This window comes from Curtobacterium sp. L3-7 (assembly GCF_048756585.1).
In the GTDB taxonomy this organism is placed as follows: Bacteria; Actinomycetota; Actinomycetes; order Actinomycetales; family Microbacteriaceae; genus Curtobacterium.
The window spans coordinates 2,878,155-2,901,039 of record NZ_CP151474.1 but is presented as its reverse complement, the minus strand read 5'-3'; the positions used below and the strand labels follow the sequence as shown (position 1 = coordinate 2,901,039).

The following is a 22,885-nucleotide window of genomic DNA, read 5'->3' as shown; positions in this document are numbered from 1 at the left end:
GGCGTCCGCCGTTGTGCTCAGTCCCCGGACGGTGCGCTACTGTCGTCGGTAGAGGGAAAAAACCCGCTCTGCTCCGGCGGATCGGATCGCACACGCGTCTCACGGGAGTCGCCACTTCTTCATCGAAGGAGTCCGCCCGTGCTCGATCAAACCCCCGTGTCCGACCCCGTCGTCCGTCCGCCGTTCGATGCCGAACTCGCGACGTTCCTCACCGCGCTCGAAGCCCGCGGCCCCTTCACCATCACCGAGGAGATGCTGCCCCACATGCGGCAGCTCGACGTGCCCGAGCAGGTCCTCGACGAACGCCTGCGATCGCGCGGGTACCAACGGCGGAACGTCACGGTTCCCGGTCACCTCGGCGACCCGATCGACCTCGCGATCATCGACCGCATCGAGCGCACCGGCACGACCGCGGCCGTCTACACCATCCACGGCGGGGGAATGGTCTTCGGCCATCACCTCGGGAACCTCGACGGCTACGACGACTGGCTCCTCGACCACGACGTCGTCCTCGTCAGCGTCGACTACCGGCTCGCACCCGAATACCCGGACCCCTACCCGGTCGAGGACTGCTACGCCGGCCTGGTCTGGGTGGCCGAGCACGCCGCGGAGCTCGGCATCGACCCGGCGCGGATCGTCGTCGCGGGACAGAGCGCCGGCGGTGGCCTCGCAGCGGGCACGGCGCTCCTCGCACGCGATCGGAAGGGGCCGGAGCTGCTGGCGCAGATCCTCGTGTCCCCGATGCTCGACGATCGCGACGACACCGTGTCCACCATGCAGATCGACGGCGTCGGGGTCGCGGACCGTCAGATGACCCGCTTCGGCTGGGATGCGTACCTCGGGGACCGCCGTGCCACGGCCGGCGTGTCCGTCTACGCCGCGCCGGCTCGTGCCACGGACCTCTCCGCGCTCCCGAAGACCTACATCGACTGCGGCAGCGCCGAGGTGTTCCGGGACGAGGACGTCGCCTTCGCCAGTCGCCTCTGGGCGTCCGGTGTCGACGCGGAGTTGCACGTCTGGCCAGGGGCGTTCCACGGCTTCACCAGCATGGTGCCCGACGCCGCGATCTCGAGGACCGCGACCGCAGCCCTCGCCGACTGGACGACGCGACTGTTCGGCGCCCCGTCTCCGATCGCGCCCTAGTCTTGTCGGATGCTCTCCCGACGCGAAGCGGCCATCCGGCTCGACATCCCCCTCGAGATGGCGGCCCATCACGGGATCCCCGCACGCCTGAGCGAAGTCGAGCTCGAGGCGATCGAGCAGGATCCGCCAGCCTGGCTCGTGCAGTCGCGCGCGAACCGCACGGGGAAGAAGAAGGTCTGGGTCAGCCTCGAGTGCGTGGTCTGCGGGTACGCGGAGGACGCCCGGCCGAAGAAGTGGTGGCCGGACTGGGACTACCTGATGTGCGACTACCACGCGCCGTACCAGGCACCGGACCCGACGGTGGGGCTCACCCGGCGCGAGGTCGAGGGCATCGGCAGCCGGTTCGTCGCCCTCGTCGACGAGAAGCCGTAGCGGGGACCGGGACCGGCGGGGCGGGGACCGGGACCGGCGGGGCGGGGACCGGGACCGGCGGGGCGGACCCGCACCGAGCCTCCTGTCCGGACGGTCGGCCGTGTCGGACGCGCGCCGGTAGGATCGGTGACCATGGTCGAACTGGACTTCACCGAGCAGCTCTCCGCACTCCGAGAGACCTTCGGCAACATCCGCTCGGTGGTCGACGTCGACCGCCTGGAGCGTGACATCGCCGATCTCAGCGAGCAGGCGGGGGCACAGGACCTCTGGGACGACGTGGAGCACGCGCAGCAGGTGACGAGTGCGCTCTCGCACCGGCAGTCGGAGCTCAAGAAGATCACCGACACCGAGCGGCGCATCGACGACCTCGAGGTGCTCGTCGAGATGGCGAACGAGGCCGACGACCAGGAGTCCGCCGACGAGGCCGCCGCCGAGCTCAAGGCGATCACCAAGACCATGGGCGACCTCGAGGTGCAGACGCTCCTCGACGGCGAGTACGACGACCGTCCCGCCGTCATCACGATCCGCGCCGGGGCCGGAGGCGTCGACGCGGCCGACTTCGCCGAGATGCTCATGCGCATGTACCTGCGGTACGCCGAGCAGCACGGCTACAAGACCACCGTGATGGACACGTCCTACGCCGAAGAAGCGGGGATCAAGTCCGCCACGTTCGAGGTGGACGCCCCGCACGCCTTCGGCACGCTGTCGGTCGAAGCCGGCACGCACCGCCTGGTCCGGATGTCGCCGTTCGGTGCCGCCGGCAAGCGCCAGACGTCCTTCGCCGCCGTCGAGGTCATCCCGCTCATGCCGGAGACCGCCGTCATCGACATCCCGGAGAACGACATCCGCGTGGACGTCTTCCGCTCGTCGGGTCCTGGTGGGCAGTCGGTCAACACGACCGACTCCGCGGTGCGCCTGACGCACATCCCGACCGGCACCGTGGTCTCGATGCAGAACGAGAAGTCGCAGATCCAGAACCGTGCTGCGGCCATGCGTGTGCTGCAGTCGCGCCTGCTCCTCCTGAAGAAGGAAGAGGAGAACGCGAAGAAGAAGGAGCTCGCCGGCAACATCACGGCGAGCTGGGGCGACCAGATCCGCTCCTACGTCCTGGCGCCGTACCAGATGGTCAAGGACCTCCGCAGCGAGCACGAGGTGAACAACCCCTCAGCGGTGTTCGACGGCGACCTGGACGGGTTCATCAACGCCGGCATCCGCTGGCGGAAGCAATCCGTGGAGTCCTGAGCGCCAGCGTGCCGCGCGCCTGGCTTGTTTTCCAAGCGGGGCGACCTACCCTGATCCGGTCATGATCAAATTCGACCAGGTCACCAAGGTGTACTCGGGCAACCCGAGTCCAGCGCTCGACAACATCACCCTCGAGATCCTCAAGGGCGAGTTCGTCTTCCTCGTCGGCGCGTCCGGCTCCGGGAAGTCCAGCTTCCTGCGCCTCGTGCTCAAGGAGGAGAAGCCGTCCCGCGGGCAGATCCACGTGCTCGGCCAACGCCTCGGCGCCCTGTCCTCGCGGAAGGTGCCGTACTTCCGACGGAACCTCGGCGTGGTCTTCCAGGACTTCCGACTCCTGCCGAACAAGACCGTCTTCGACAACGTCGCGTTCTCACTGCAGGTCATCGGCAAGAGCAAGGGCTTCATCAGCGAGGCCGTCACCGACGTGCTCAAGCTCGTCGGGCTGAACGGCAAGGCGACCCGCATGCCGCACGAGCTCTCCGGTGGTGAGCAGCAGCGTGTGGCCATCGCCCGCGCCGTCGTGAACAAGCCGTCGGTGCTCCTCGCCGACGAGCCGACCGGCAACCTCGACCCGACGACCTCGGCGGGCATCATGGCGCTCCTCGAACGCATCAACCAGGGAGGCACCACCGTGCTCATGGCGACGCACGACGCCAGCATCGTGAACCAGATGCAGCGCCGGGTGATCGAGCTCTCCGGCGGCACCGTCCTCCGTGACGAGCAGTCCGGCGGGTACCAGACCCAGGCGCTCCCGACCATCCAGCAGTCCGGCGTCTCGAACACCACCGGCATCCAGACCATCCCGGGGCTCATCCGATGAGGCTCGGGCTCGTCATGTCCGAGGTCGGTTCCGGCCTCCGACGGAACGCCTCGATGGTCGTCTCGGTCGTCCTGGTCACCTTCATCTCGCTGACCTTCGTCGGCACCGCGATCCTGCTCCAGATGCAGATCAACCAGATGAAGGGGTACTGGTACGACCGCGCCCAGGTCGCCGTGTACCTCTGCACGGACACCGACACGACCGGCAACTGCACCGGCGCCAAGGCGACCGACGACCAGCGGAAGCAGGTGGAGGAGCAGCTCAAGGGCTCGACGCTCGCGCCGTACATCGAGAAGACGTACTACGAGGACCAGCAGCAGGCGTACGACCGCTTCAAGCAGCAGTTCAAGGACTCACCCGCCACGGAGTTCGTCAAGCCCGAGTACCTCAACGAGACGTACTGGGTGAACCTGAAGAACCCGTCGCAGGCCGACGTCCTGCAGGAGAGCCTGTCGAAGGTCGCCGGCGTGCAGAGCGTGGTCGACCAGCGCGGCTACCTGCAACCGATCTTCAACCTGTTGAACGCGTCCTCGTACACGGCGATCGGCATCGCGGCGCTCATGCTCATCGCGGCCGTGCTGCTGATCGCGACGACGATCCGGTTGTCGGCGTTCAGTCGACGGCGAGAGCTCGGCATCATGCGCCTCGTGGGCGCGTCGAACCGGTTCATCCAGACACCCTTCGTGCTCGAGGGGGTGATCGCGGCGGCCATCGGGGCGGTCCTGGCCGGTGGTGCGATCACCGCGGTGGTCTGGTTCTTCGTCCGCAACTACCTCACGAAGCGGTTCTCCGGCACCGCGTTCATCGGGATGAGCGACGCGGCGGTCGTCGTGCCGGCGGTGATCGTCATCGGGGTGGTCCTGGCGGCGGTCTCGGCATCGATCGCGATCCGCCGGTACCTCAAGGTCTAGCCGGGCGCTGCGGAGCAGTGCGGACGGGCGGCGCGCCGGGAAGGTGCGCCGCCCGTCCGGTGTTCGCTAGTCTGTAGGGCTGCACATCGGCAGCGACCGTTCGAGAGGAGACGCGCATGGCGAAGGAACGCGGCGAGAAGATCGTGGCGACCAACCGTCGCGCGCGCCACGACTACCTGATCGAGGACACGTACGAAGCGGGCATGGTGCTCTCGGGCACCGAGGTGAAGTCGCTCCGCGAAGGGCGTGCGTCGCTCGTGGACGGGTACGCGTTCGTCGACGGGGGAGAAGCGTGGCTCGACGCCGTGCACATCCCCGAGTACACCGAGGGGACGTGGAACAACCACGCCCCACGGCGCAAGCGGAAGCTGCTGCTCCACAAGCAGGAGATCGTGAAGATCTCGCACAAGACCCAGCAGGGCGGCTACACGCTCGTCCCGCTGCAGATCTACTTCCACGACGGTCGTGCCAAGGTCGAGATCGCGGTCGCGAAGGGCAAGCGCGAGTTCGACAAGCGCCAGGCCCTGCGCGAGAAGACGGACAAGCGTGAGGCCGAACGGGCCATGCGCAGCCGGAACCGCCTCGGAGAGTAGCGGCGAGAGCCGTTCCTCGGTAGACTGAACAGCTGCCTGCGAGAGCGGGCATTCAGAACTCCACAGTGTGACAGCGGCTCGCTGCTCGGCCCCCATGGGGATGATCGGTTTCGACATCGCCTGTGTGCCGACGGGAAGCGGGCCGAGGACCCACGGTTATCTCGTTAACGATCCGTGGAAAACAACAAGTGCCAATTCCAAGCGCACTGACTTCGCTCTCGCTGCGTAAGCAGCCCAGCACATGAAGTCCGTCGGCCAGGTGATCGTCTCCTAACCTGAGTTCCGGCGTCATCTAGGGGACTTGCTGCACGGTTGCGCCTCAGGGCCGTGCGGGACTTGCACTGAGACTGGGCCCGTCGTCCTAGAAGCCGGTAGCAAAGGACGGGGCCGAGCAGAACGAATCATCCGGATACGCCCGTAGAAGACGTCGAATTGCAGCGATGGACGGGGGTTCGATTCCCCCCATCTCCACCAACGCCGAAGCGACGCAGCCGCTGTCACACCGTGGTCACTCTTCCGGTTCACCCGGCAGGACTACGCTCCGCACCAGGCGCAGGAACACGCCAGCGCCGGTGAGTGGAAGGTCCCGTCGTGCAGGAGATCGCGATCCGTGTCCGGCTGCGAGAGCAGGAACGAGTCGGCCTGGCCGAGTACGAGCGCATCGTGGGGTCCGTCGCGACCGTCGCTGCACTCACGGCCTGGCTGCCCACCCCCGACGCCCGCCTGGTGATCCGCGGCCGCGGTGCCGAGCCGGTCCGCCTCGAGACCGTGTCGTACGGGTCGACGTTCGAGATGCTCGTGGTCCTCGACCAGCGCAGCGCCGCGGTCGAGCGGGCCGCCGCGACCGTGGCTGCCCTCATCGAGTCGGTGCGGTACGAGCACGTCGAGGACGACGTCTCCGGTGTCGCCGGCGAGCTCGACCGCCTCGATCGGTCCGCGCCCCGTGGTCGGTCGGTCGCCGAGCGGTCCCTCCGTGCGTTCCTCGAAGGGGCACGCGCCGATGTGCTCGCCCGGAAGAGCACGACGCGCCTCCGAGCGGCGTCCGCGCTCGTCCGGCTCGCCGAGGACGCCGCCGAGATCACCGTCGAACGGGTCGAGGACGCGTTGGCGTCGGAGCTCACCGAGCAGCCCGTCGACGTCCTCGCCGACACCGGTGCCGCGGTCGTCGTCGAGCCCGTGGACGGGATCGAAGCGCCGGAGGAGCCGTCGACACCGAAGCGGGACGAGCTCGGTAGCGCCGGCGAGAAGCAGGCGAAGCAGAAGTCCAAGGACAAGGACGAGGACAAGGGCAAGGGCAAGGACAAGGGCGACAAGAAGCAGTCGAAGAAGAAGTCCAAGGACAAGGACGACAAGAAGACGAAGAAGAAGGCGAAGAAGAAGTAGCCTGAGTGCCTATACAGGGCATTTGTTTCCACCTCGTTAACAAATCGTCCGAGATCGCCACCAAGTGCCAGAGTCGATGACCACGCCCCCTGCAGAGGGGACGTGGTCATCTCGACAGGAGCAACAGTGGCAACATCGACAGCACAGGCGCTGCCCGACTCAGGGCTCAAGCGCAACGTCGGCTTCATCGGCCTCATCTGGGCCTCGACCGGTTCGATCATCGGATCCGGGTGGCTCTTCGGCTCGCAGGAAGCACTGAAGACCGCCGGTCCCGCAGCGATCATCTCGTGGCTCATCGGCGGCGTCGCGATCCTCGTCCTCGCACTCGTGCACGCCGAACTCGGCGGCATGTTCCCGATCGCGGGTGGAACAGCGCGGTTCCCCCACATCGCGTTCGGTGGCGTCGCCGGTGCATCGTTCGGCTGGTTCTCGTGGCTGCAGTCCGTGACCGTCGCCCCGATCGAGGTCGAGGCGATGATCAAGTACGCCCAGCACTGGCAGTTCGCCCACCCGTGGTTGCACACGACCACGATCGACGGCGAGACCCAGCAGCTGCTCACCGGTGCGGGCATCGCGGTCGCGATCGTCCTGATGGCCGTCGTCACCGTGATCAACATGCTGAGCGTCCGGATCCTCGCGAACACGAACTCCGCTGCGACCTGGTGGAAGGTCGCCATCCCCCTGCTCGTCATCATCGTGCTGGCGTTCAGCGGCTTCCACGGCTCGAACTTCACCGCAGCCAACGGGTTCATGCCAGAGGGTGCGAAGGGCATCCTCGCGGCGGTGTCCACGTCGGGCATCATCTTCGCGTTCCTCGGCTTCGAGCAGGCGGACCAGCTCGCGGGCGAGGCGAAGAACCCGAAGCGCGACATCCCGCGCGCCGTGATCGGTTCTGTGCTCATCGGGCTCGTGATCTACCTGCTCCTGCAGATCGTGTTCCTCGGCGTGCTGCGCTCCGACGCGATCCAGGGCTCGTGGGCGACCGCGGACTTCACGAAGTACACCGGTCCGTTCGCGGACATCGCGATGGCGGCTGGCATCACCTGGCTGGCCGTGGTCATCTTCATCGACGCGATCATCTCGCCGGCCGGTACGGGGCTCATCTACGTCACGGCCACGTCCCGCATCTCCTACGGGCTCAGCCGCAACGGCTACTTCCCGAAGGCGTTCGAGTGGACGACGAAGCAGGGCGTTCCGTGGGTCGGCCTCATCGTGGCGTTCGTCGTCGGGTGTGCGTGCTTCGCGCCGTTCCCGTCGTGGCAGGGCCTCGTCAGCCTCATCACGAGCGCGTCCGTCCTGATGTACGCGGGGGCGCCGCTCGCGCTCGGCGCGTTCCGCAAGCGCATCCCGGAGATCGAGCGGCCGTACCGGATGCCGGCGGCGACGGTCCTGTCGCCGATCGCGTTCATCGTCGCGAACCTCATCATCCTCTGGACCGGGTGGGACACCGACTGGAAGCTCGGCGTCGCGATCCTCATCGGTGCCGTGGTGATCATCCTGAACAACGTGTTCCGCGGGGCGTCGAGTGTCCGGCCGCGCTGGGACTGGAAGGCGGCGCAGTGGCTGCTGCCGTACCTGATCGGGATGGGGCTCATCGTGTTCCTCAGCGACTTCGGCCCGCTGACGCACCCGGTGTTCCCGCTGTGGATCGACATCGTCGTGGTCGCGGTGTTCTCGCTGGTGATCTACTACTGGGCGATCAACTCGGCGTCGCCGCGTGAGGAGATCCTCCGGACCGCCGAGGACGTCCGCGACACCGAGGAGTCGTCCGTGGTCGAACCCGTCCACCACTGACGATGGTTCCGGCGGTCGTCAGGCGACCAGCAGACGGACGGGAGGCTCGTGGCGGCGCCGCCACGAGCCTCCCGTCCGTTGCGTGACGCGACTAGAAGTCGAACAGGTTCGCGCGGATCCCGCCGGCTCCGTACTCCCGCCGGAGCAGCCCGCGCTGCCGGAGGACCGGCACCAGGTCACCGAACATCCGGTACACCTGCGCCGGGTGCAGGTCGCCGGAGAAGATGATGCCGTCGTTGTCCGCGTCGGCACCGAGCTCCTCGATGAAGTCCGCGAACTCGTCAGCGGTACCGACGAAACCGGCGCGCTCCGAGACCCGACCCTTCCTGGCCTTCCGGGTCAGGAGCTCGCGGAGCGGAGCGTCGGGGGTGTCGCCGACCAGGCCGCGGATCGTCCCCGCGGAGACGTGGTCCCCGAAGGTGCCGTCCGGGATCGGCGCGTCGAGGTCGAGCGCGAGCAGGTCCGTCTCGGAGTCGCTCGACCACGCGATCGCCGCCGTTCGGAGGTCGTCGTCCGAGGGGTGCCGCGACGCGTCGACGATCCGGTCGGCCTCTGCTGCCGAGACCGTGATCTCGGGCTTGAGGACGAACAGGATGCGCAGGTCGGCGGCGGTGCGGCCGGCCTCGAGCGCGGCGGCGATCACCCGGGCGCGGTAGTCCGACACGGCCGATGCGGACAACGGCGCGAGCGCGAGCTGCACGTCGGAGTGCGTCCCGGCGAACCCGAGGCCGCGACCGGAACCGCCGGGGGAGACCACGATCGGGTCGGAGCCGAGCGGCAACGCGTTGAGCGGGCCGTCGGCGGTGAAGTGCGCGCCCTCGTGGTGGAACGCGTCGAGTTCGGACCCGTCGGCGAAGTGCCAGTCCGGACGCGATCCGACGTACCCGTCCGACCCCCACGAACGCCAGAACCGGCGGAGCAGTGTGATCCACTCCTCGGCCCGGTCGTACGCCTGGTCGTGGGGGAGCGGTGGGAGTCCCGCGTGCCGGGCGCTGCCGACGTCCGTGACGACGTTGATCCCCAGGCGCTCCGAGGACAGGTGCGCGAGCGTGGCGAACTGCCGGGCCGCGAGGTACGGCGGCGTGATCCCGGCGTTCACCGTCGGCGCGATGCCGATGTGGCTCGTCGCGGCGAAGAGGTACGGCGCGAGGAGCAGCGGGTCGTGCTTCGGCCCGCCGTACGCCTGGCGGATCCGGAGGTCGAGCGTCGACGGGTTCCCGAGCGAGATCGCGTCCTCCGCGATCACCAGGTCCATCCCCGCCTGCTCGAGGGCCCGGACGGACTGCTGGTACAGGTCGGGCTTCGTCCAGTCGTGGCCCCAGTCCCAGTCGGACCGGCCCCACGCCTGCGGGCCGAACCCGCGCGAGAAGAAGTACCCGAAGTGTTGCAGGTCCGCCATCTAGAGCTCCTCGGCGATCACGTGCCGCCCTGGGACCGAGTGTTCCAGGGAGGCGAGTTCGGTGTCGGAGCCGCGCCGGGCCTCCCGTCCGCCCCGCAGGGCGGCGAAGCCGCGCTCGAGGTCGCGGATCAGGTCCGCGACGTCCTCGATGCCGATCGACAGCCGGATCAGTCCGTCGTCGATACCCTGCGCCGCACGTTCCTCCGGCGTCCGACCGGCGTGCGTCGTCGTGGCCGGGTGCAGGACGAGCGAGCGGACATCGCCGAGGTGGGTCATCCGGCTGAACAGCTGCACCGCGTCGATGAAGGTGCGCGCGGCCGGCTCGCCGCCGGCGAGCGTGAACGCGAACACCGACCCGGCTCCTCGGGGCAGGTACCGCTCCGCCAGGTCGTGGAACGGACTGGAGGCAAGGCCCGCGTGGTCGACGCTCGTCACCTCCGCCTGCTGGTCCAGCCATTCCGCGACGGCCAGCGCGTTCGCGCTGTGCCGCTCCACGCGCAGGCTCAGGGTCTCGATGCCCTGGCGGAGCAGGAAGGCGTTGAACGGCGACGGCGTCGGGCCGATGCGGGAGCTGATCACGTCGCGTGCGAAGACGACGTACGCGCGGTTGCCGTACTTCTCCACGTAGCTCTGACCGCCGAGCGCGCGCTCCGGGGTCGTCAGGTGCGTCCAGCGTTCCGGCGAGGCGGACCAGTCGAACGTGCCACCGTCGACGACCACGCCGCCGAGGCCGGAGCCGTGGCCGCTGAGGAACTTCGACGCCGAGTGGATGACGATGTCGGCGCCGAAGTCGATCGGCCGGACCAGGTACGGGGTCGCGAGGGTGTTGTCGACGATGAGCGGGACGCCCGCCCGGTGCGCGGTGTCCGCGACGCCCGTGATGTCGAGCACGTCGTTCTTCGGGTTGGGGATCGTCTCCGCGAAGAGCGCCTTGGTGTTCGGGCGGACCGCCGCCGCCCACGCGTCCAGGTCGCGTGCATCGGCGACGAAGTCGACCTCGATGCCGAGCCGGCCGAGGTTCTGCAGCAGCAGGCCGCGCGTCCCCTCGTAGATGCTCCGGGCGCTGACGACGTGGTCGCCGGCCTGCAGCAGTCCGAGGAACGCCACCGTCGCCGCCGCCTGGCCGCTCGACACGAGGATCGACTCGGTGCCGCGCTCGAGCAACGCGATCCGCCGCTCGACGTCGGCGTTCGTCGGGTTGCCGAGGCGGGTGTACGTGTACCCGTCGTCGGTGCCGGCGAAGCGGTCACGGGCCTGCTCGAAGTCGTCGAAGAGGAAGCCGGACGACATGTGGATCGCGGGAACCCTCGCACCGTGTGCGGCGTCGGGGACGAACCCGCCGTGCACTTGCTCGGTCGCGAATCCGTGGTCGTCGTTCGACATGTGGTACCTCCGTGTGCGTTGTCACGTACTCTCGCAGGCTTCGCTTCGCGGATACTCCATTGCGGCGCTCCGTTACATCCGCTGTGGCAGCATGAGGGCGTGGCGAACGACGACGTGGACCTGGTCATCCGAGACGTGCGGCCATGGGGAGGTGCGTCCTCGGACATCGTGGTCAGGGGGTCGCGCATCGACTCCGTGCTCCCGAGCGGCACGGCGTCGGCGGAGGGTACGCGGATCGTCGAAGGGCGTGGCGTGCTCGCGCTGCCCGGCCTGGTGAACAGCCACGCGCACGCGGACAAGAGCTGGTGGGGCCACCCGTGGGAGTCGTTCGGTGGGGAGCCGACGACCGAGGGGCGGATTGCGCACGAGCGCGCACGCCGTGACGACCTCGGTATCCCGAGCGTCGGGATCGCGAAACGGGTGCTGCAGGAGTACCTCCGCACCGGGACGACGCGGGTCCGGACGCACGTGGACGTCGACCTCGGCCTGGGCCTGCGCGGCATCGACGCCGTGCGGGAGGCAGCGGCCGAACTCGACGGGGCGATCGAACTGTCGATCGTCGCGTTCCCGCAGGACGGCGTGCTGCGTCGACCCGGCGTGCTCGACCTGCTGCGCCAGGCTGCGGCGGACGGCGTGGAGCACATCGGGGGACTCGATCCGTCCCTCATCGACCGCGACCCGGTCGGGCAGCTCGACGGACTGTTCGACATCGCCGCCGAGTACGGGTGCGGGATCGACATCCACCTGCACGAGCCGGCGGACCTCGGTGCGTTCTCGTTCGACCTGGTGCTCGACCGGGTGGAGCGGCTCGGCATCGCCCCGGGGAAGGTCAACATCGCGCACGGCTTCGCGATCGTGGACCTCGAGCCGGTCCGGCGGCGCGACCTGCTCGCTCGGATGGCAGGGCTCGGGGTGACGATGACGACCGTCGCGCCCGTTCGGATGCGGCAGCTGCCCCTGCACGAATTCGACGACGTCGGGGTGCGGTTCGGGCTCGGCACGGACGGCATCCGTGACCTCTGGAGCCCCTACGGCGACGGCGACCTGCTCGGCATCGCCTGGCAGTACGCCCGCGGCGGCGGGTACTCGCGTGACGAGGACATCACGCGGGTGGTGGAGCTCGCCACGCGGGACGGCGCCCGGTTCGTTACCGACGAGGAGCACGACCTGGTGGCGGGTGCCCGCGCGGACGTCGTGCTCGTCGACGCGGAGAACCCGATGGACGCGCTCGTCCGTCGGGTGCCGCGGTCGCTCGTCGTCGCCGGTGGCATGGTGGTCGACCCCGCCGACCTGGCGCGACACCCCTGGGAGTGAGGGCAGGTCCGCTCCGCGTCAGTGGACCTCGTCCCTGACCGTCGACAGGACGGCGTCGAGGCGGCGGGCGAAGCCGTCGGGCAGTGATTCGGGAAGGGCGTCGACCGGGAACCACCGGACGTCGTCGCTCTCGTCGCTGACCGTCGTGTCGGTGTCGCGGGGGACGGTCGCGACGAAGCCGACGTCCCAGTGCGCGGCGCACGAGAACCCGCCGTGCAGATCGTGCCGGTCGAGGTCGATGACGCGCGTGGCGGCGAGTTCGAGCGTGGCGATGCCGGACTCCTCTCGGGCTTCGCGGCGGGCGGCGTCGACGAGCGATGTGTCGCCCGGTTCGAGGTGCCCGCCGAACTGCACCCAGAAGGCACCCTTGCGGTGGAGGCAGAGCAGCACGTGCGTCAGGTCCGGCGAGAACACGAAGCAGGACGCCGTGAGGTGCTCGGGGCCTCCCGCACGCCACAGCGCTGCGTCCCCGTGCTCCCTGACGAACGCGAGGTACCGGTCACGGAGGGTGCTCGCGGGCGCATCGGCGAGGACGCGGGCGACGTCGGCTGCGTACATGGCGTCCATCGTGGCAGGCGTGCGCGGGTGGTTGCGCTCGCAACGGACGACAACGCCGTTGTCGTACGACAGCGGTTCCGTCGTCGCCCCGCGCGCGCAACGATTGCAGCCGCGTGCGAGCGACAGAGTCGATGTCGTACGACAGCGAGCGTGTCGTTCCGAGTCGGCAGCGCGGGGCGGGGAGCGCGGCGCGGGGGCGGGCGGGGCGGGGCGGGCGCGGGGCAGGGCAGCGCGGCGCGGGCCAGCGCTAGACGAGCGCGCGGACGCCGGCGACGATCGTGCGCCAGACGGTGAGCAGCGGATCGCGCGCGAGCCAGACGGCGACACCGTTGACGAACACGAACAGCACGAACCACACTCCGGCTGGCAGGCGCATCTCGGCCGCCGCGATGTGGAAGTCGGTCTGGACACGGGCGCCGGTGAGGAGCCAGCGGGCGACCTGCACGACCGAGCGCAGGCCGTCGACCACGAACAGTGCACCAACGGCCGCGACGACCAGCACGGTGAGCTCGGACGGGCGGAGGGCGACCCACAGCGCCAGGACGTCGAAGCCGATCACCACGAGCAGCCCGAACCAGTTCCGGACGAACACGAGCGCGATGAGCCCGATCACCCCGAGCACGACGACCGGGAGCCACCGCGACCCGTGCAGCACCCCGGTCAGCAACAGCGCACCGGCCCAGAGCGGCGTGCTGTACCCGGCGTAGAGGTTGAGGATCCGCACCAGCCAGCGCACCGCGCCGGGGACACCGCCGAGCTGCACCCAGGCCTCACCCGACCCGTCCGGGCGGAGGTCGATCCGGCGGATCCGGCCGCCGAACGGGACGACCACGATGCAGTGCCCGACCTCGTGCGTGATCGTCGCGGCGATCCGTGCCACCCGCCCGACGACGGGGACGAACGGGAGCACGGCGCCGACGAGGATCGCGACGAAGACGAGGGACGAGGAGGAAGCGAGGGACATCAGCCGCCACTGTGGCAGAGCAGCCTAGGAGGGCACCGAGGGCAGCAGCGCGATCACGACGACCGTCGCGAGCACGGCGATCGCAGTGAGGACGAGGAGGAACACCGTGAGGCGGTTCATGGGCTTCGGCACGCCTACTCGACCGTCACCGACTTCGCGAGGTTCCGCGGCTTGTCGACGTCGCAGCCGAGCTGCAGCGCGAGCTCGCGGGCGAACATCTGGAGCGGCACGACGGCCTCGAGCGGACCCCACGGTCCGGTCGGTCCGAGCGCGGGGACGTCGGAGCCCGGCCCGCCGATCGTGATCACGAACCCGCCTCGGGCCCGGACCTCGGCGATGGCGGCCTGCAGTCGGTGCTCCCCGTGGTCGACGACCACGACGGGCGTGCCCTCGTCGACGAGCGCGAGCGGGCCGTGCTTGAGCTCGCCGGCCGGGTACGACTCGGCCCACCGGTAGCTGAGCTCCTTGAGCTTCAGGGCGCCCTCCGCCGCGTAGGGCAGGCCGACGCCGCGCCCGAGGAACAAGAACCCGGTGGCGTCCTTCACGCTCGAGACCAGCAGCGGGATCCGGTCGGCTGCGACCCGACCGGCTCGCTCGATGCGCGCCGGGAGCTCGCGGAGACCCGCGACGTGGGTTGCCGCCTGTGTCGGGTCGATGCGCCCGGACGCGACCAGCGCGGAGATCATCGCCGCGACCCCGACCACCACCTGGGCGGTGAACGTCTTCGTCGCCGCGACGCCGATCTCGGGGCCGGCGTGGCAGTCCAGGACGGCGTCGGCTCGGCGGGCGAGCGACGAGTGCACGTTGTTCGTGAGCGCGAGGACGGGGTACCGGTCCGCGAAGCGGTCGAGCGCCCGGAGGACGTCAGCGGTCTCACCGGACTGACTGATCGCGACGACGAGCGTCCCCGGACCGAGCACGGCCTGGTCCGCCTCGCTCGCGACGACGATGTCGGTGGGCACCCCGCCGATGCCGCGGAGCGCGGTCGCGATGACCTGTCCGGCGTTCAGGGAGGTGCCGCAGGCGACGATCGCGAGGCGGTGGAACCCGGGGAGCCCGAGGCCGACCCACATGTTCCCGTCGGCCGCGCGTCCGGCGATCCGGTCGACAATCGAGGCCACGACCGCCGGCTGCTCCTCGATCTCCTTCGCCATGTGGTCCGGATGGTCGCCGAGGTCGAGCGCCGCGGCCGCGAACGGCGACGGCGTCGGGAACGGCACCGGCACCGAGATGCCGGCGGAGGACCAGTTCCAGGACTCGCCGAGCTCGACGACGTCGCCGTCGCGGAGCGCCACGAAGGTCTCGCACCACTCGGCGATCGCACCGATGTCGCTCGCGACGAAGTCGCCACGGGATGCTCGGGCCACCACGAGTGGGGAGCGCTCCGCCGCGACGACCATGCGGTTCGTGCGGGAGTCGAGCACGACGATCGCCCACGAGCCCTCGAGCTGTGCCGTCGCGATCTGGACGGCGAGCATCAGGTCGGCGTCCACGGCGAGCGCACGCTCGACGAGGTGCGTGATGACCTCGGAGTCGACGTCCGACGCGAAGACGTGCCCCTGCGCCTCGAGCATCGCGCGGAGGCGCTCGGCGTTCTCGACGATGCCGTTGTGCACGACGCTGATCCGGCCGGTGCAGTCCGTGTGCGGGTGGGCGTTCCGTTCGGACACGCCACCGTGCGTCGCCCAGCGGGTGTGCCCGATGCCGGTGCCGGTGAGGGCATCACCCGATCGGGCAGCGACGAGCGTTCGGAGGTCGCCCACCCGGGACACCGACCGGATGGTCTCGGTGCCACCGGTGGCCGTGCGGACGGCGATGCCCGCGGAGTCGTACCCGCGGTACTCGAGCCGTTCCAGCCCGTCGAGGAGGTAAGGAGTCGCGTCGTCGGTGACGCGGGCCGCGATGATGCCGCACATCGGATGTCCCTTCGGGTGGGAGGACGGTGGGGGAGCGGTGCATGAGCGGGGCGGCACCGACCGCCGCGTTCGGGTCTGCCACGCGATCGGGGCCGCCGGCCCGGACCGCCGCCCGTCCTCGGATCAGGCGAGGACGGACGACGGCGTACCGGGGCCGACGGTTCGGGTACCGATCGGGGTACCGTGGGCCGGCCTCCCGGGGGAGGCGCGGCGGTCGGTGCATGGACAGCATCACCGGCGGCGGGGCCGGTGGACAACGCTCCGCGACGCTTGTTGCGGTTCTTCGCGCGGACCGTGCGAATCCGCGCGGTCGCGTGCGGTGTCACGCAATGCCGATTGAACCGACCTCGCAGGCTCGGTCGGCGCTGGCGCCGCGCGCCGCTGGCGCGTCGCAACATGCGGAGCGCGCGCTGGAGGCCCGGTGCCAGCTGGCACCGGGCCTCCAGTGTGTGGATGCGGTTATTCAGATCACGTGAGCAGCGCGACCAGGTGGGACCGGGACCGCGCCCCGACCTTCCGGTAGATCTGGGTCAGCCGCAGCTCCACCGTCCGCTGCGACATGTACAGCGACGAGGCGATCTCGCGGTTGCGGTACCCCTCCGTCACCTTCTGCACCACTGCACGCTCCTCGGCCGTCAGCGACGTGAGCACCGCTGCGGCGTCCGGGGCGCTCCGCGGTGTGCCGGGTGTCACCGGCGTCGACGCGGAGAGGAGTGCGCCGGAACGCACCCCGCCGGAGAACGGACCTGATCCGATCGCGTTGCCGCCGAGCGACGGCATGGCGGCCGTCGACGCCGGCGTCGCGAGCGGCCGGCGGAGTCCAGCCGCCTCGTACGCCGCGGCGGCTGCCGCACCGAGTCGTGCGCGGTCACCGGGTGCGCCGATCGCGGCGAGCGCTGCCAACGTCCTGGCCCGCTCGAACTGCGAGTCGGCCGCCTGGAAGATCTCCAGCGCCCGACGCCGCGAGGTGTCGCGGGTGGTGTCGTCCGCGATGAGCGCGAGGCTCCTCGCGAGGACCAGCGCACCCCACCTCGACGGTCGGGCGTGGTGGTCGGCGGCGAGACGCGCCGTGATGGTGCGCGCGTCGTCGATTCGTCCGAGCCGCACGTACACCTCGACCAGGTCGCCCAGGTGCCGGAGCACCGCGGGGTTCCTGAGGCTGCGACCGATCGCGTCGGCCGCCTCGAGGGAGGACGCGGCCTCCTCGAGTCGCCCGTCGAGCAGCAGCACGCGGCCGCGGAGTGCGTACAGCTTCGCCGTCGCTCCCCAGAGCCGGTTGGTGGAACGCTGCCGCAGGCAGTGGTCGACGACGTCGAGCGCGTCGGCGGAGCGGCCCTCCGCGAAGTGCCGCCAGGCGACGGCGATCGCCCTGGACGGTTCGCGGAGGCGTTCGATGACGGCCGAGCCGGCTTCCCACACGTCGATCGCGCGGAGCGCCTGCCGGAAGTTGCCGGAGCGCACCTCGTTCTCGGCGGACAGGTACCGCGCCGCCTCGAGCCACACCGGTGCGGTTGCGGTCGTCCTGGCGAGGACCAGGGCGAACACCCGTCGGGCGCTGCGGTAGCGCTCGGCGAGGCTCAGTGCGTGTGCGAGGAGGAGCAACGCCGGGTCGGACATGACGAGCAGTCGCTGCGCGGCCAGTCCCTCGTGCAGGTCGGCGTCCGGCGGCAGCGTGCCGTCGACCGCCGCCACGAGTTCGCGCGCCGTGCCGAGGATCTCCGCGGTGTGCGCGGAGGCACGGTCCTCGAAGGGCTCGGCCCGGTTCAGGAGGTCGCGTGCCTGGTCGAGCTCCCACGCCTCGGCGCGGAAGCAGGCGACCATGGCGAGCAGCCCGGAGAGCGCGTCCGCGTCACCCTCGTCGGCCGTGTCGACGGGCACCGAGAGCTCGTCGGCGTGCACGGCGTCACCGCTGAGGTACTGCACCGAGTACTGCAGACGGAGACGCCTGACCTCGTCGCGGAGTTCCCGGAACGGCCGGATCGCCGCCAGGTACCTCGCCGCGAAGCCGAGGAGGCGGTGCGCGAGGAGGGCTTCGGCCACGCCCAGCAGAGCGGCGTGTTCGGCCTCGGACGCGGTGCCGATGTGCAGGGCGCGCTCGGTGAGGGCGACCGCCGCGTGGGCGTCGCCGTCCACCGCGTACGACCGCGCGGCGGCGAGCAGTGCGATGGCGTCCGGGACGTCGTCGACGAAGCTCGCGTGCCAGGCGGCCGATCGGTCGTCGTACGCCGCTGCGCTCGTCGCCAGTGCGGTGTGCGCCTCGCGGCGGTCCCGTGCGGGCATGCTCCAGTACAGCGCGGAGCGGACGAGCGGGTCACGGACGGCGATCGACGGCCCGCGGACGGTGGCGAGACCGGCGCCCACGAGGTCGTCGATCGCGTCCCGGTCCCAGGCGGCGACGCGCGCCGTCGGGACGAGGGCCAGTCGTGCGAGGACGTCCAGATCGCGTCCCGCAGCGGCTTCGAGGACGAGCGCCGCAGCAGCGGAGGTCGTCGGCGTCGGCCGCAGCGGCAGCACGAGCGGTTCGGTGCCGACGAGTTGTTCACGTCGGAGCACACCGATCTGCTCGCGGAGCGCGCCAGGGTTGCCGCCGGTCTCGTCGGCGAGGACGGCGAGGACACCGTCGTTCGCCTCCTCCGGCGCCATGTCGCGGGCGAGCACGAGCGCCTCGTCCGGCTGCAGCGGCTGGAGCCGGAGCATCGGGAGGGCCGCGAGCGGACCGTTCGATGGCACTCGACGGACCGTCGCCACGAGGCGCATGGCGGTGCCGGCGAGTCGCCCGGCCAGGAACGCGATGAGCTCCTGGCTCTCGGCGTCCATCCGGTCGAGGTCGTCGATGAGCACGAGCGTCGGCGGGAGGGTCAGCGCGTGCACGGCGTCGAGGAAGTCGTGCGCTGCGGCGAGGCCCTCGTCGACGTTGCGGACCAGCCGCGCGATGTGCGCCGAGGCCCTCGGGTCGTCGAGTGCGGTGAAGAGGGATGTCACTCCGGACATGGGCCAACGGGCTTCAGAGCCGTTGACGCCGAGCCGGACGACGGGGATGGAGACGCGGTTCGAGACCGCGTCGAGGACGCTGGTGCGTCCGGAGCCAGGGTCGCCGACCACGACCATCGCGGACTCCCGAGGGAGTACAGCGAGGGCCGCGATCCGGTCGACCTCAGAACGTCGACCGGTGAGTTCCATGGGGACTCACCGGCCTCCGGGTCCGGAGGCGAGCGTGGAGACGGGACGGAGTGCGCCCGGGCGTGCTGCGCCCAGGGTCACTGCGGAGATCCGGGCGGTGGTGCGGCGGGTGACCGCACGGGTGCTCGGACGCGAGGCGGCAATCAGATGCGCGCCGGACTGATCGTGGTTGGAATGCGGTCGAGTGAGGGTGCACTCGATCCTGCTCGGGAACGATGATGTCATCGTCTGTATCACCCCTCGGGTTAGGGTCTTCGACGAACACGACCGGTCCGGATCTGCTTCGGGACTAGGGATCCCGAGACGCCACCTGACCTGTCGTCTTCGGCAAAGATAACCCAGCGGTCACGGCCGTAGTCCGGTCAGCGCAACGAAATGTGAATCATGGTCACCCCAAAATGGGGGGTCCTGCCCCGAGTCCGGGGGTCGCGCTCCGTACCCTGTGGTATGCGATCGGGGTACGGCCTGCATCGGTTCCACCCGGTGCGTCGTGGAGTTCCGGGACTGGCTCGTCGCCGAGCTCGTCGTCCCGGGGTACGGGTGCCCGTCACGTGTCGGGATGACACTCGAACGGGGGTGATCGGGTCGCTTACCGGCGGATGACCTCGACGACGGCGTCGTGGACCAGGCCGTTCGTCGCGAGTGCGCTGCCGTGCCAGGGGCCCGGGTCGCCGTCGAGCGAGGTGAAGCGGCCGCCGGCCTCTTCGACGATGGGGACCAGCGCGGCGATGTCCCATGGCTTGAGGTCCGGCTCGCCGGCGACGTCGAGGACGCCCTCGGCCACCATCATGTACGACCACATGTCCCCGTAGGCACGGGTGCGCCAGACTGTGCGCGACAGGTCTATCAGCGCCTGCAGACGGTCGTCGTCGTCCCACTGCTGGATGCTGTTGTAGCTGAGGCTCGCGTCGCCGAGGTCGGCGACTCCTGACACGTGCAGCTCGCCCTCGAGCGAGTGCGCACCGAGCCCCTGCGCGGCCCACCACCGCTTGCCGAGCGCCGGGGCGCTGACCACGCCGAGGACCGGGCGGCCGTCCACGGCGAGCGAGATGAGCGTCGCCCAGACCGGGACGCCGCGGAGGTAGTTCGCGGTGCCGTCGATCGGGTCGACCACCCACTGACGGTGTCCTTCGCTCGTCGCCTCGGCGCCGGAGTCCGCTGTCGTCTCCTCGCCGAGGAACGAGTCGTCCGGTCGTTCGGCCGCGATCCGCTCCCGCAGGGCCCGCTCGACGGCCTGGTCGGCATCGGTGACGTGCGTGCTGTCGGCCTTCTTCGACACGTGGAGATCGGCCGCACGGAACCGCTCGAGGCTGATCGCGTCGGCGGTGTCGGCGAGGGAGCGGGCGAAGTCCAGGTCGGCGCTGAGGTCCACGGGATCGAGCGTAGCGGGGGTCAGGCCGCGACGACCTCTTCCTCCTCGAGGCGGGACACCTCGCGCTCGCGGGCGATCCGGGTGCGGCGGGCGACGAGGCCGTGCACGACGACGCAGAGGAGCACGGCGCCGACGAGCCACAGTGTCAGCACGAGGGAACTCCGACCGAGTGAGGCGCCGGGGAAGTACTGCAGGTCCTGTGCTGCCTGGAGCCATGCGGCGCCGGACCAGAAGGAGTTGAGCGCCGCGAAGAACCCGGGCTGGAACGCCGGCTGGAAGATCCCGCCGGACGACGTGAAGTTCAGCATCACGAAGAGCATCGTCAGCACCGGGGTGGTCCAGCGTCCGAGGATCGGGTGCAGGCCGATCCCGAGCCCGATGATGATCGCGTCGTACATCCACGCGAACAGGAAGACCTGCCACTGGTGCGTGGTGATGACGCCGTAGATCGGCCCGGCGATCACGATCCCGATGCCCGCGACGACCCCGGCGGTGGCGAGCCCGATGACGGCGGTCCACACCGTGCGGAGCTTCGTGGCGAACGCTGCGACCGCGATCGCCGATGCGTAGCCGCCGACGCTCAGAGCGACGAGCAGGAAGAAGAGGCCCTGGCCGGTGCTGTCCTGGTCGCCCGAGGGGACGATGTCGACGACGTGGAACGGCAGGTGCTGCTCGTACGCGATCGGCATGAAGATCTTCTGCGCCGCGGTGGCGGTGGTCTCGCTGGCCGCCGTGGAGACGTAGAGTGACGCGTCCGTCGTGGTCGGGGCGAAGACCGCGGCGAGCTCGCGGTCCCGGACCTGCTGCTTCGCCGAGGCGTCGGTGGCGACGACGTGTGCCACGAGGGCGCCGTCGGACTGGTCCGTCACGGACTGCGCGAACACCTGCGCGGTCGCTCCCTGGCCGACGATGCCGACGGGGAGGTCCTTCGGTGCGGGGGCGTGGAAGGCGCCGAGGTACGCCAGGCCCATGCCTGCGGCGAGGAACAACGGCACGAGGATGTGCGTCGCGAAGGTCAGGAGCGTCTTGCCGAGGCCGGCCGGACGGAGGACGTTGGGTGCACGATGCGGAGGCCGGGGAGCGGCGTGGCCCCGGTGTGCGGACGCGGCGTCGTCGGCGCGGTCGAATGAGGCGGGAGCGTCGACGCGGGTCGGCGCAAAGTTGTACTTTGCAACTTCAGACACGAGTGGCAACTGTACAACTTCGTTGCCCGCTTGTCGACCGGGAGCGGAGCACACCGCTCCGCACCGGATTGGACTGTCATGGTCGTCGGCGTCGGCGTCGGCGTCGTCGTCGATCGAGCGGTCACGACACCCCGGCCCTGCCTCGCCGATCGGTCTCGTTCCGTCGGTTGACGGCTTCGGAGACGACGATTCGCGACCGCCCGGCGGAGGTGAGCGGGGTGTCGTGACCACTCGGGGACGAGAAAGACGGGGCAAGGAAGACGAAGGGGCGGGACGAGCGAGTGGGGCAGGAGTCCTGCTAGTCCGTACCGGGGTCGGCGGCTCCCATGCCGGTCAGCAGCGCGCGGAAGGAGTCCAGCCGCTCGATGCCCGTCGGGCCGAGCTCCCCGGCGTTCACCCGGTCGACGATCTCCCAGTCGTGCGCCTGGTCGAGCGGGATGCCGGTGTCCTCCAGCCCGGACTCGGACGGGGCGACGGGGATCGCGTGCGAGGCGAACGCCCGGAACACGTTCGCGGGGTCGACGTGCCCGAGCCCGAACGACCGGACGCCAGGCGTGTCGATGATCCACCCGCCGTCCTCGACCCGGAGCGCGATCGACGACGACGAGGTGTGGCGCCCCCGCCCGGTCACGGCGTTCACGACACCGGTCGCCCGCGTGGACCCGGTCAGGGCGTTCACGAGCGTGGACTTCCCGACGCCGGAGTGCCCGACGGTCACGGTCACCTCGCCGTCGAGGAGTTCGTGCAGGGCCTCGAGCGGGAAGTCGTCCTGACGGCTCGTGACGATCCGGATGTCCAGGCACGCGAAGTGCGCGAGGAACGGAGCCGGATCGGCGAGGTCGGTCTTCGTGATGCAGAGGATGGGGTCGAGCCCGGCGTCGAACGCGGCGACGAGGTACCGGTCGATGAGCCGGGTCCGGGGCTCGGGGTCGGCGGCCGCGACGACGATGAGCATCTGCGTCGCGTTCGCCACGACCACGCGCTCGACCTCGTCGCTGTCGTCGGCACTCCGGCGGAGGAGCGTGGTGCGCTCGGCGACCCGGACGATCCTGGCGAGCGAACCCTCGGCGCCGGAGACGTCACCGGTCAGAAACACCGTGTCACCGGTGACGACGGACTTCTTGCCGAGCTCACGGGCCTTCGTGGCGGTGATGAGTTCCCCGTCGACCAGTACGCCGAACCGACCGCGGTCGACGTTCGTCACCCAGCCCTTCGGCGCGTCGTCGTACGTCGGGCGGGTCTTCGTGCGGGGCCGGTTGCCCTTCGGGTTCGGGCGGACCCGGACGCTCGACTCGTCGTACTGGCCGTACGGCTCGTCTTCGTCCGCGTCACCGTCGACGTCGTCCCACCAGCTCAT

The 22,885-nt window shown here is 70.1% G+C and carries 17 protein-coding genes, 1 other RNA gene and 1 pseudogene; 10 read left to right on the top strand and 9 right to left on the bottom strand.

The genetic code is table 11. From position 1 onward, the window contains the following. The first annotated feature begins 138 nt into the window (after positions 1-138). The 9 genes and pseudogenes from AAEP80_RS14015 to AAEP80_RS13975 all read left to right on the top strand — a co-directional run bounded on the left by AAEP80_RS14015 (position 139) and on the right by AAEP80_RS13975 (position 8,258). A complete protein-coding gene (locus tag AAEP80_RS14015; RefSeq protein ID WP_420364848.1) occupies positions 139-1,143 on the top strand; it encodes an alpha/beta hydrolase in 1,005 nt (334 codons plus the stop codon). A gap of 9 nt (positions 1,144-1,152) precedes the next feature. After that, a complete protein-coding gene (locus tag AAEP80_RS14010) occupies positions 1,153-1,515 on the top strand; it encodes a hypothetical protein (RefSeq protein ID WP_413601710.1) in 363 nt (120 codons plus the stop codon). A gap of 132 nt (positions 1,516-1,647) precedes the next feature. After that, positions 1,648-2,757 carry a peptide chain release factor 2 gene (gene prfB, locus AAEP80_RS14005; RefSeq protein WP_281264837.1) on the top strand — a complete coding sequence of 370 codons (1,110 nt, stop codon included), beginning with the start codon at positions 1,648-1,650 and terminating at the stop codon, positions 2,755-2,757. 61 nt (positions 2,758-2,818) lie between these two features. Further along, positions 2,819-3,520, top strand: a pseudogene (gene ftsE, locus AAEP80_RS14000) (cell division ATP-binding protein FtsE); the annotation flags it as partial. 53 nt (positions 3,521-3,573) lie between these two features. Continuing rightward, a complete protein-coding gene (gene ftsX / locus AAEP80_RS13995) occupies positions 3,574-4,488 on the top strand; it encodes a permease-like cell division protein FtsX (RefSeq protein ID WP_402728954.1) in 915 nt (304 codons plus the stop codon). 116 nt (positions 4,489-4,604) lie between these two features. Beyond that, positions 4,605-5,081: an SsrA-binding protein SmpB gene (gene smpB / locus AAEP80_RS13990; RefSeq protein WP_144765472.1), complete on the top strand. Its 477-nt coding sequence runs from the start codon at positions 4,605-4,607 to the stop codon at positions 5,079-5,081. Positions 5,082-5,177: 96 nt separating this feature from the next. Next, positions 5,178-5,555, top strand: a transfer-messenger RNA (tmRNA) gene (gene ssrA / locus AAEP80_RS13985). Between the two features lie 117 nt (positions 5,556-5,672). After that, positions 5,673-6,464: a hypothetical protein gene (locus AAEP80_RS13980; RefSeq protein WP_420364847.1), complete on the top strand. Its 792-nt coding sequence runs from the start codon at positions 5,673-5,675 to the stop codon at positions 6,462-6,464. A gap of 126 nt (positions 6,465-6,590) precedes the next feature. Then, the gene (locus AAEP80_RS13975) at positions 6,591-8,258 is read left to right on the top strand and encodes an APC family permease (protein WP_402728952.1); all 1,668 of its coding nucleotides are present in this window, start codon (positions 6,591-6,593) and stop codon (positions 8,256-8,258) included. A gap of 91 nt (positions 8,259-8,349) precedes the next feature. Here AAEP80_RS13975 and AAEP80_RS13970 read toward each other — a convergent pair whose 3' ends face one another. Together AAEP80_RS13970 and AAEP80_RS13965 are read right to left on the bottom strand one after the other, a co-directional pair. Then, positions 8,350-9,657 (bottom strand): LLM class flavin-dependent oxidoreductase, encoded by a 1,308-nt coding sequence (locus AAEP80_RS13970; RefSeq protein WP_420364846.1) that lies wholly within the window; start codon positions 9,655-9,657, stop codon positions 8,350-8,352. Beyond that, on the bottom strand, positions 9,658-11,040 hold the full coding sequence (locus tag AAEP80_RS13965) for an O-acetylhomoserine aminocarboxypropyltransferase/cysteine synthase family protein (RefSeq protein ID WP_420364845.1): 1,383 nt from the start codon (positions 11,038-11,040) through the stop codon (positions 9,658-9,660). A 99-nt stretch (positions 11,041-11,139) separates the two neighbouring features. Between AAEP80_RS13965 and AAEP80_RS13960 the strand changes: the two genes are divergently transcribed. After that, positions 11,140-12,354, top strand: a complete 1,215-nt coding sequence (locus tag AAEP80_RS13960; protein ID WP_420364844.1) for an amidohydrolase family protein — start codon at positions 11,140-11,142, stop codon at positions 12,352-12,354. Positions 12,355-12,372: 18 nt separating this feature from the next. Here AAEP80_RS13960 and AAEP80_RS13955 read toward each other — a convergent pair whose 3' ends face one another. The 7 genes from AAEP80_RS13955 to rsgA form a co-directional block, all read right to left on the bottom strand. After that, positions 12,373-12,912: an NUDIX hydrolase gene (locus AAEP80_RS13955; protein ID WP_420364843.1), complete on the bottom strand. Its 540-nt coding sequence runs from the start codon at positions 12,910-12,912 to the stop codon at positions 12,373-12,375. 247 nt (positions 12,913-13,159) lie between these two features. After that, positions 13,160-13,876, bottom strand: a complete 717-nt coding sequence (locus AAEP80_RS13950) for a M50 family metallopeptidase (protein WP_420364842.1) — start codon at positions 13,874-13,876, stop codon at positions 13,160-13,162. Positions 13,877-14,010: 134 nt separating this feature from the next. After that, positions 14,011-15,792 carry a glutamine--fructose-6-phosphate transaminase (isomerizing) gene (glmS, locus tag AAEP80_RS13945; protein WP_420364841.1) on the bottom strand — a complete coding sequence of 594 codons (1,782 nt, stop codon included), beginning with the start codon at positions 15,790-15,792 and terminating at the stop codon, positions 14,011-14,013. A gap of 468 nt (positions 15,793-16,260) precedes the next feature. Continuing rightward, positions 16,261-18,972, bottom strand: coding sequence for an AAA family ATPase (locus tag AAEP80_RS13940; protein ID WP_420364840.1), 2,712 nt, complete (start codon positions 18,970-18,972; stop codon positions 16,261-16,263). Positions 18,973-19,561: 589 nt separating this feature from the next. Next, on the bottom strand, positions 19,562-20,344 hold the full coding sequence (locus AAEP80_RS13935; RefSeq protein WP_420364839.1) for an inositol monophosphatase family protein: 783 nt from the start codon (positions 20,342-20,344) through the stop codon (positions 19,562-19,564). Positions 20,345-20,364: 20 nt separating this feature from the next. Further along, the gene (locus AAEP80_RS13930) at positions 20,365-21,528 is read right to left on the bottom strand and encodes a hypothetical protein (protein ID WP_420364838.1); all 1,164 of its coding nucleotides are present in this window, start codon (positions 21,526-21,528) and stop codon (positions 20,365-20,367) included. 298 nt (positions 21,529-21,826) lie between these two features. Further along, the gene (rsgA, locus tag AAEP80_RS13925) at positions 21,827-22,885 is read right to left on the bottom strand and encodes a ribosome small subunit-dependent GTPase A (protein WP_281264823.1); all 1,059 of its coding nucleotides are present in this window, start codon (positions 22,883-22,885) and stop codon (positions 21,827-21,829) included.

Bases quoted from the DNA above. Each gene is read 5' to 3' on its own strand.
- AAEP80_RS13965 (WP_420364845.1), bottom strand. From the start codon at position 11,040: ATGTCGAACGACGACCACGGATTCGCGACCGAGCAAGTGCACGGCGGG.
- ftsX (WP_402728954.1), top strand. From the start codon at position 3,574: ATGAGGCTCGGGCTCGTCATGTCCGAGGTCGGTTCCGGCCTCCGACGG.
- AAEP80_RS14010 (WP_413601710.1), top strand. From the start codon at position 1,153: ATGCTCTCCCGACGCGAAGCGGCCATCCGGCTCGACATCCCCCTCGAG.
- AAEP80_RS13970 (WP_420364846.1), bottom strand. From the start codon at position 9,657: ATGGCGGACCTGCAACACTTCGGGTACTTCTTCTCGCGCGGGTTCGGC.
- rsgA (WP_281264823.1), bottom strand. From the start codon at position 22,885: ATGAGCTGGTGGGACGACGTCGACGGTGACGCGGACGAAGACGAGCCG.
- AAEP80_RS13955 (WP_420364843.1), bottom strand. From the start codon at position 12,912: ATGTACGCAGCCGACGTCGCCCGCGTCCTCGCCGATGCGCCCGCGAGC.
- smpB (WP_144765472.1), top strand. From the start codon at position 4,605: ATGGCGAAGGAACGCGGCGAGAAGATCGTGGCGACCAACCGTCGCGCG.
- glmS (WP_420364841.1), bottom strand. From the start codon at position 15,792: ATGTGCGGCATCATCGCGGCCCGCGTCACCGACGACGCGACTCCTTAC.
- AAEP80_RS13940 (WP_420364840.1), bottom strand. From the start codon at position 18,972: ATGGAACTCACCGGTCGACGTTCTGAGGTCGACCGGATCGCGGCCCTC.
- prfB (WP_281264837.1), top strand. From the start codon at position 1,648: ATGGTCGAACTGGACTTCACCGAGCAGCTCTCCGCACTCCGAGAGACC.
- AAEP80_RS13950 (WP_420364842.1), bottom strand. From the start codon at position 13,876: ATGTCCCTCGCTTCCTCCTCGTCCCTCGTCTTCGTCGCGATCCTCGTC.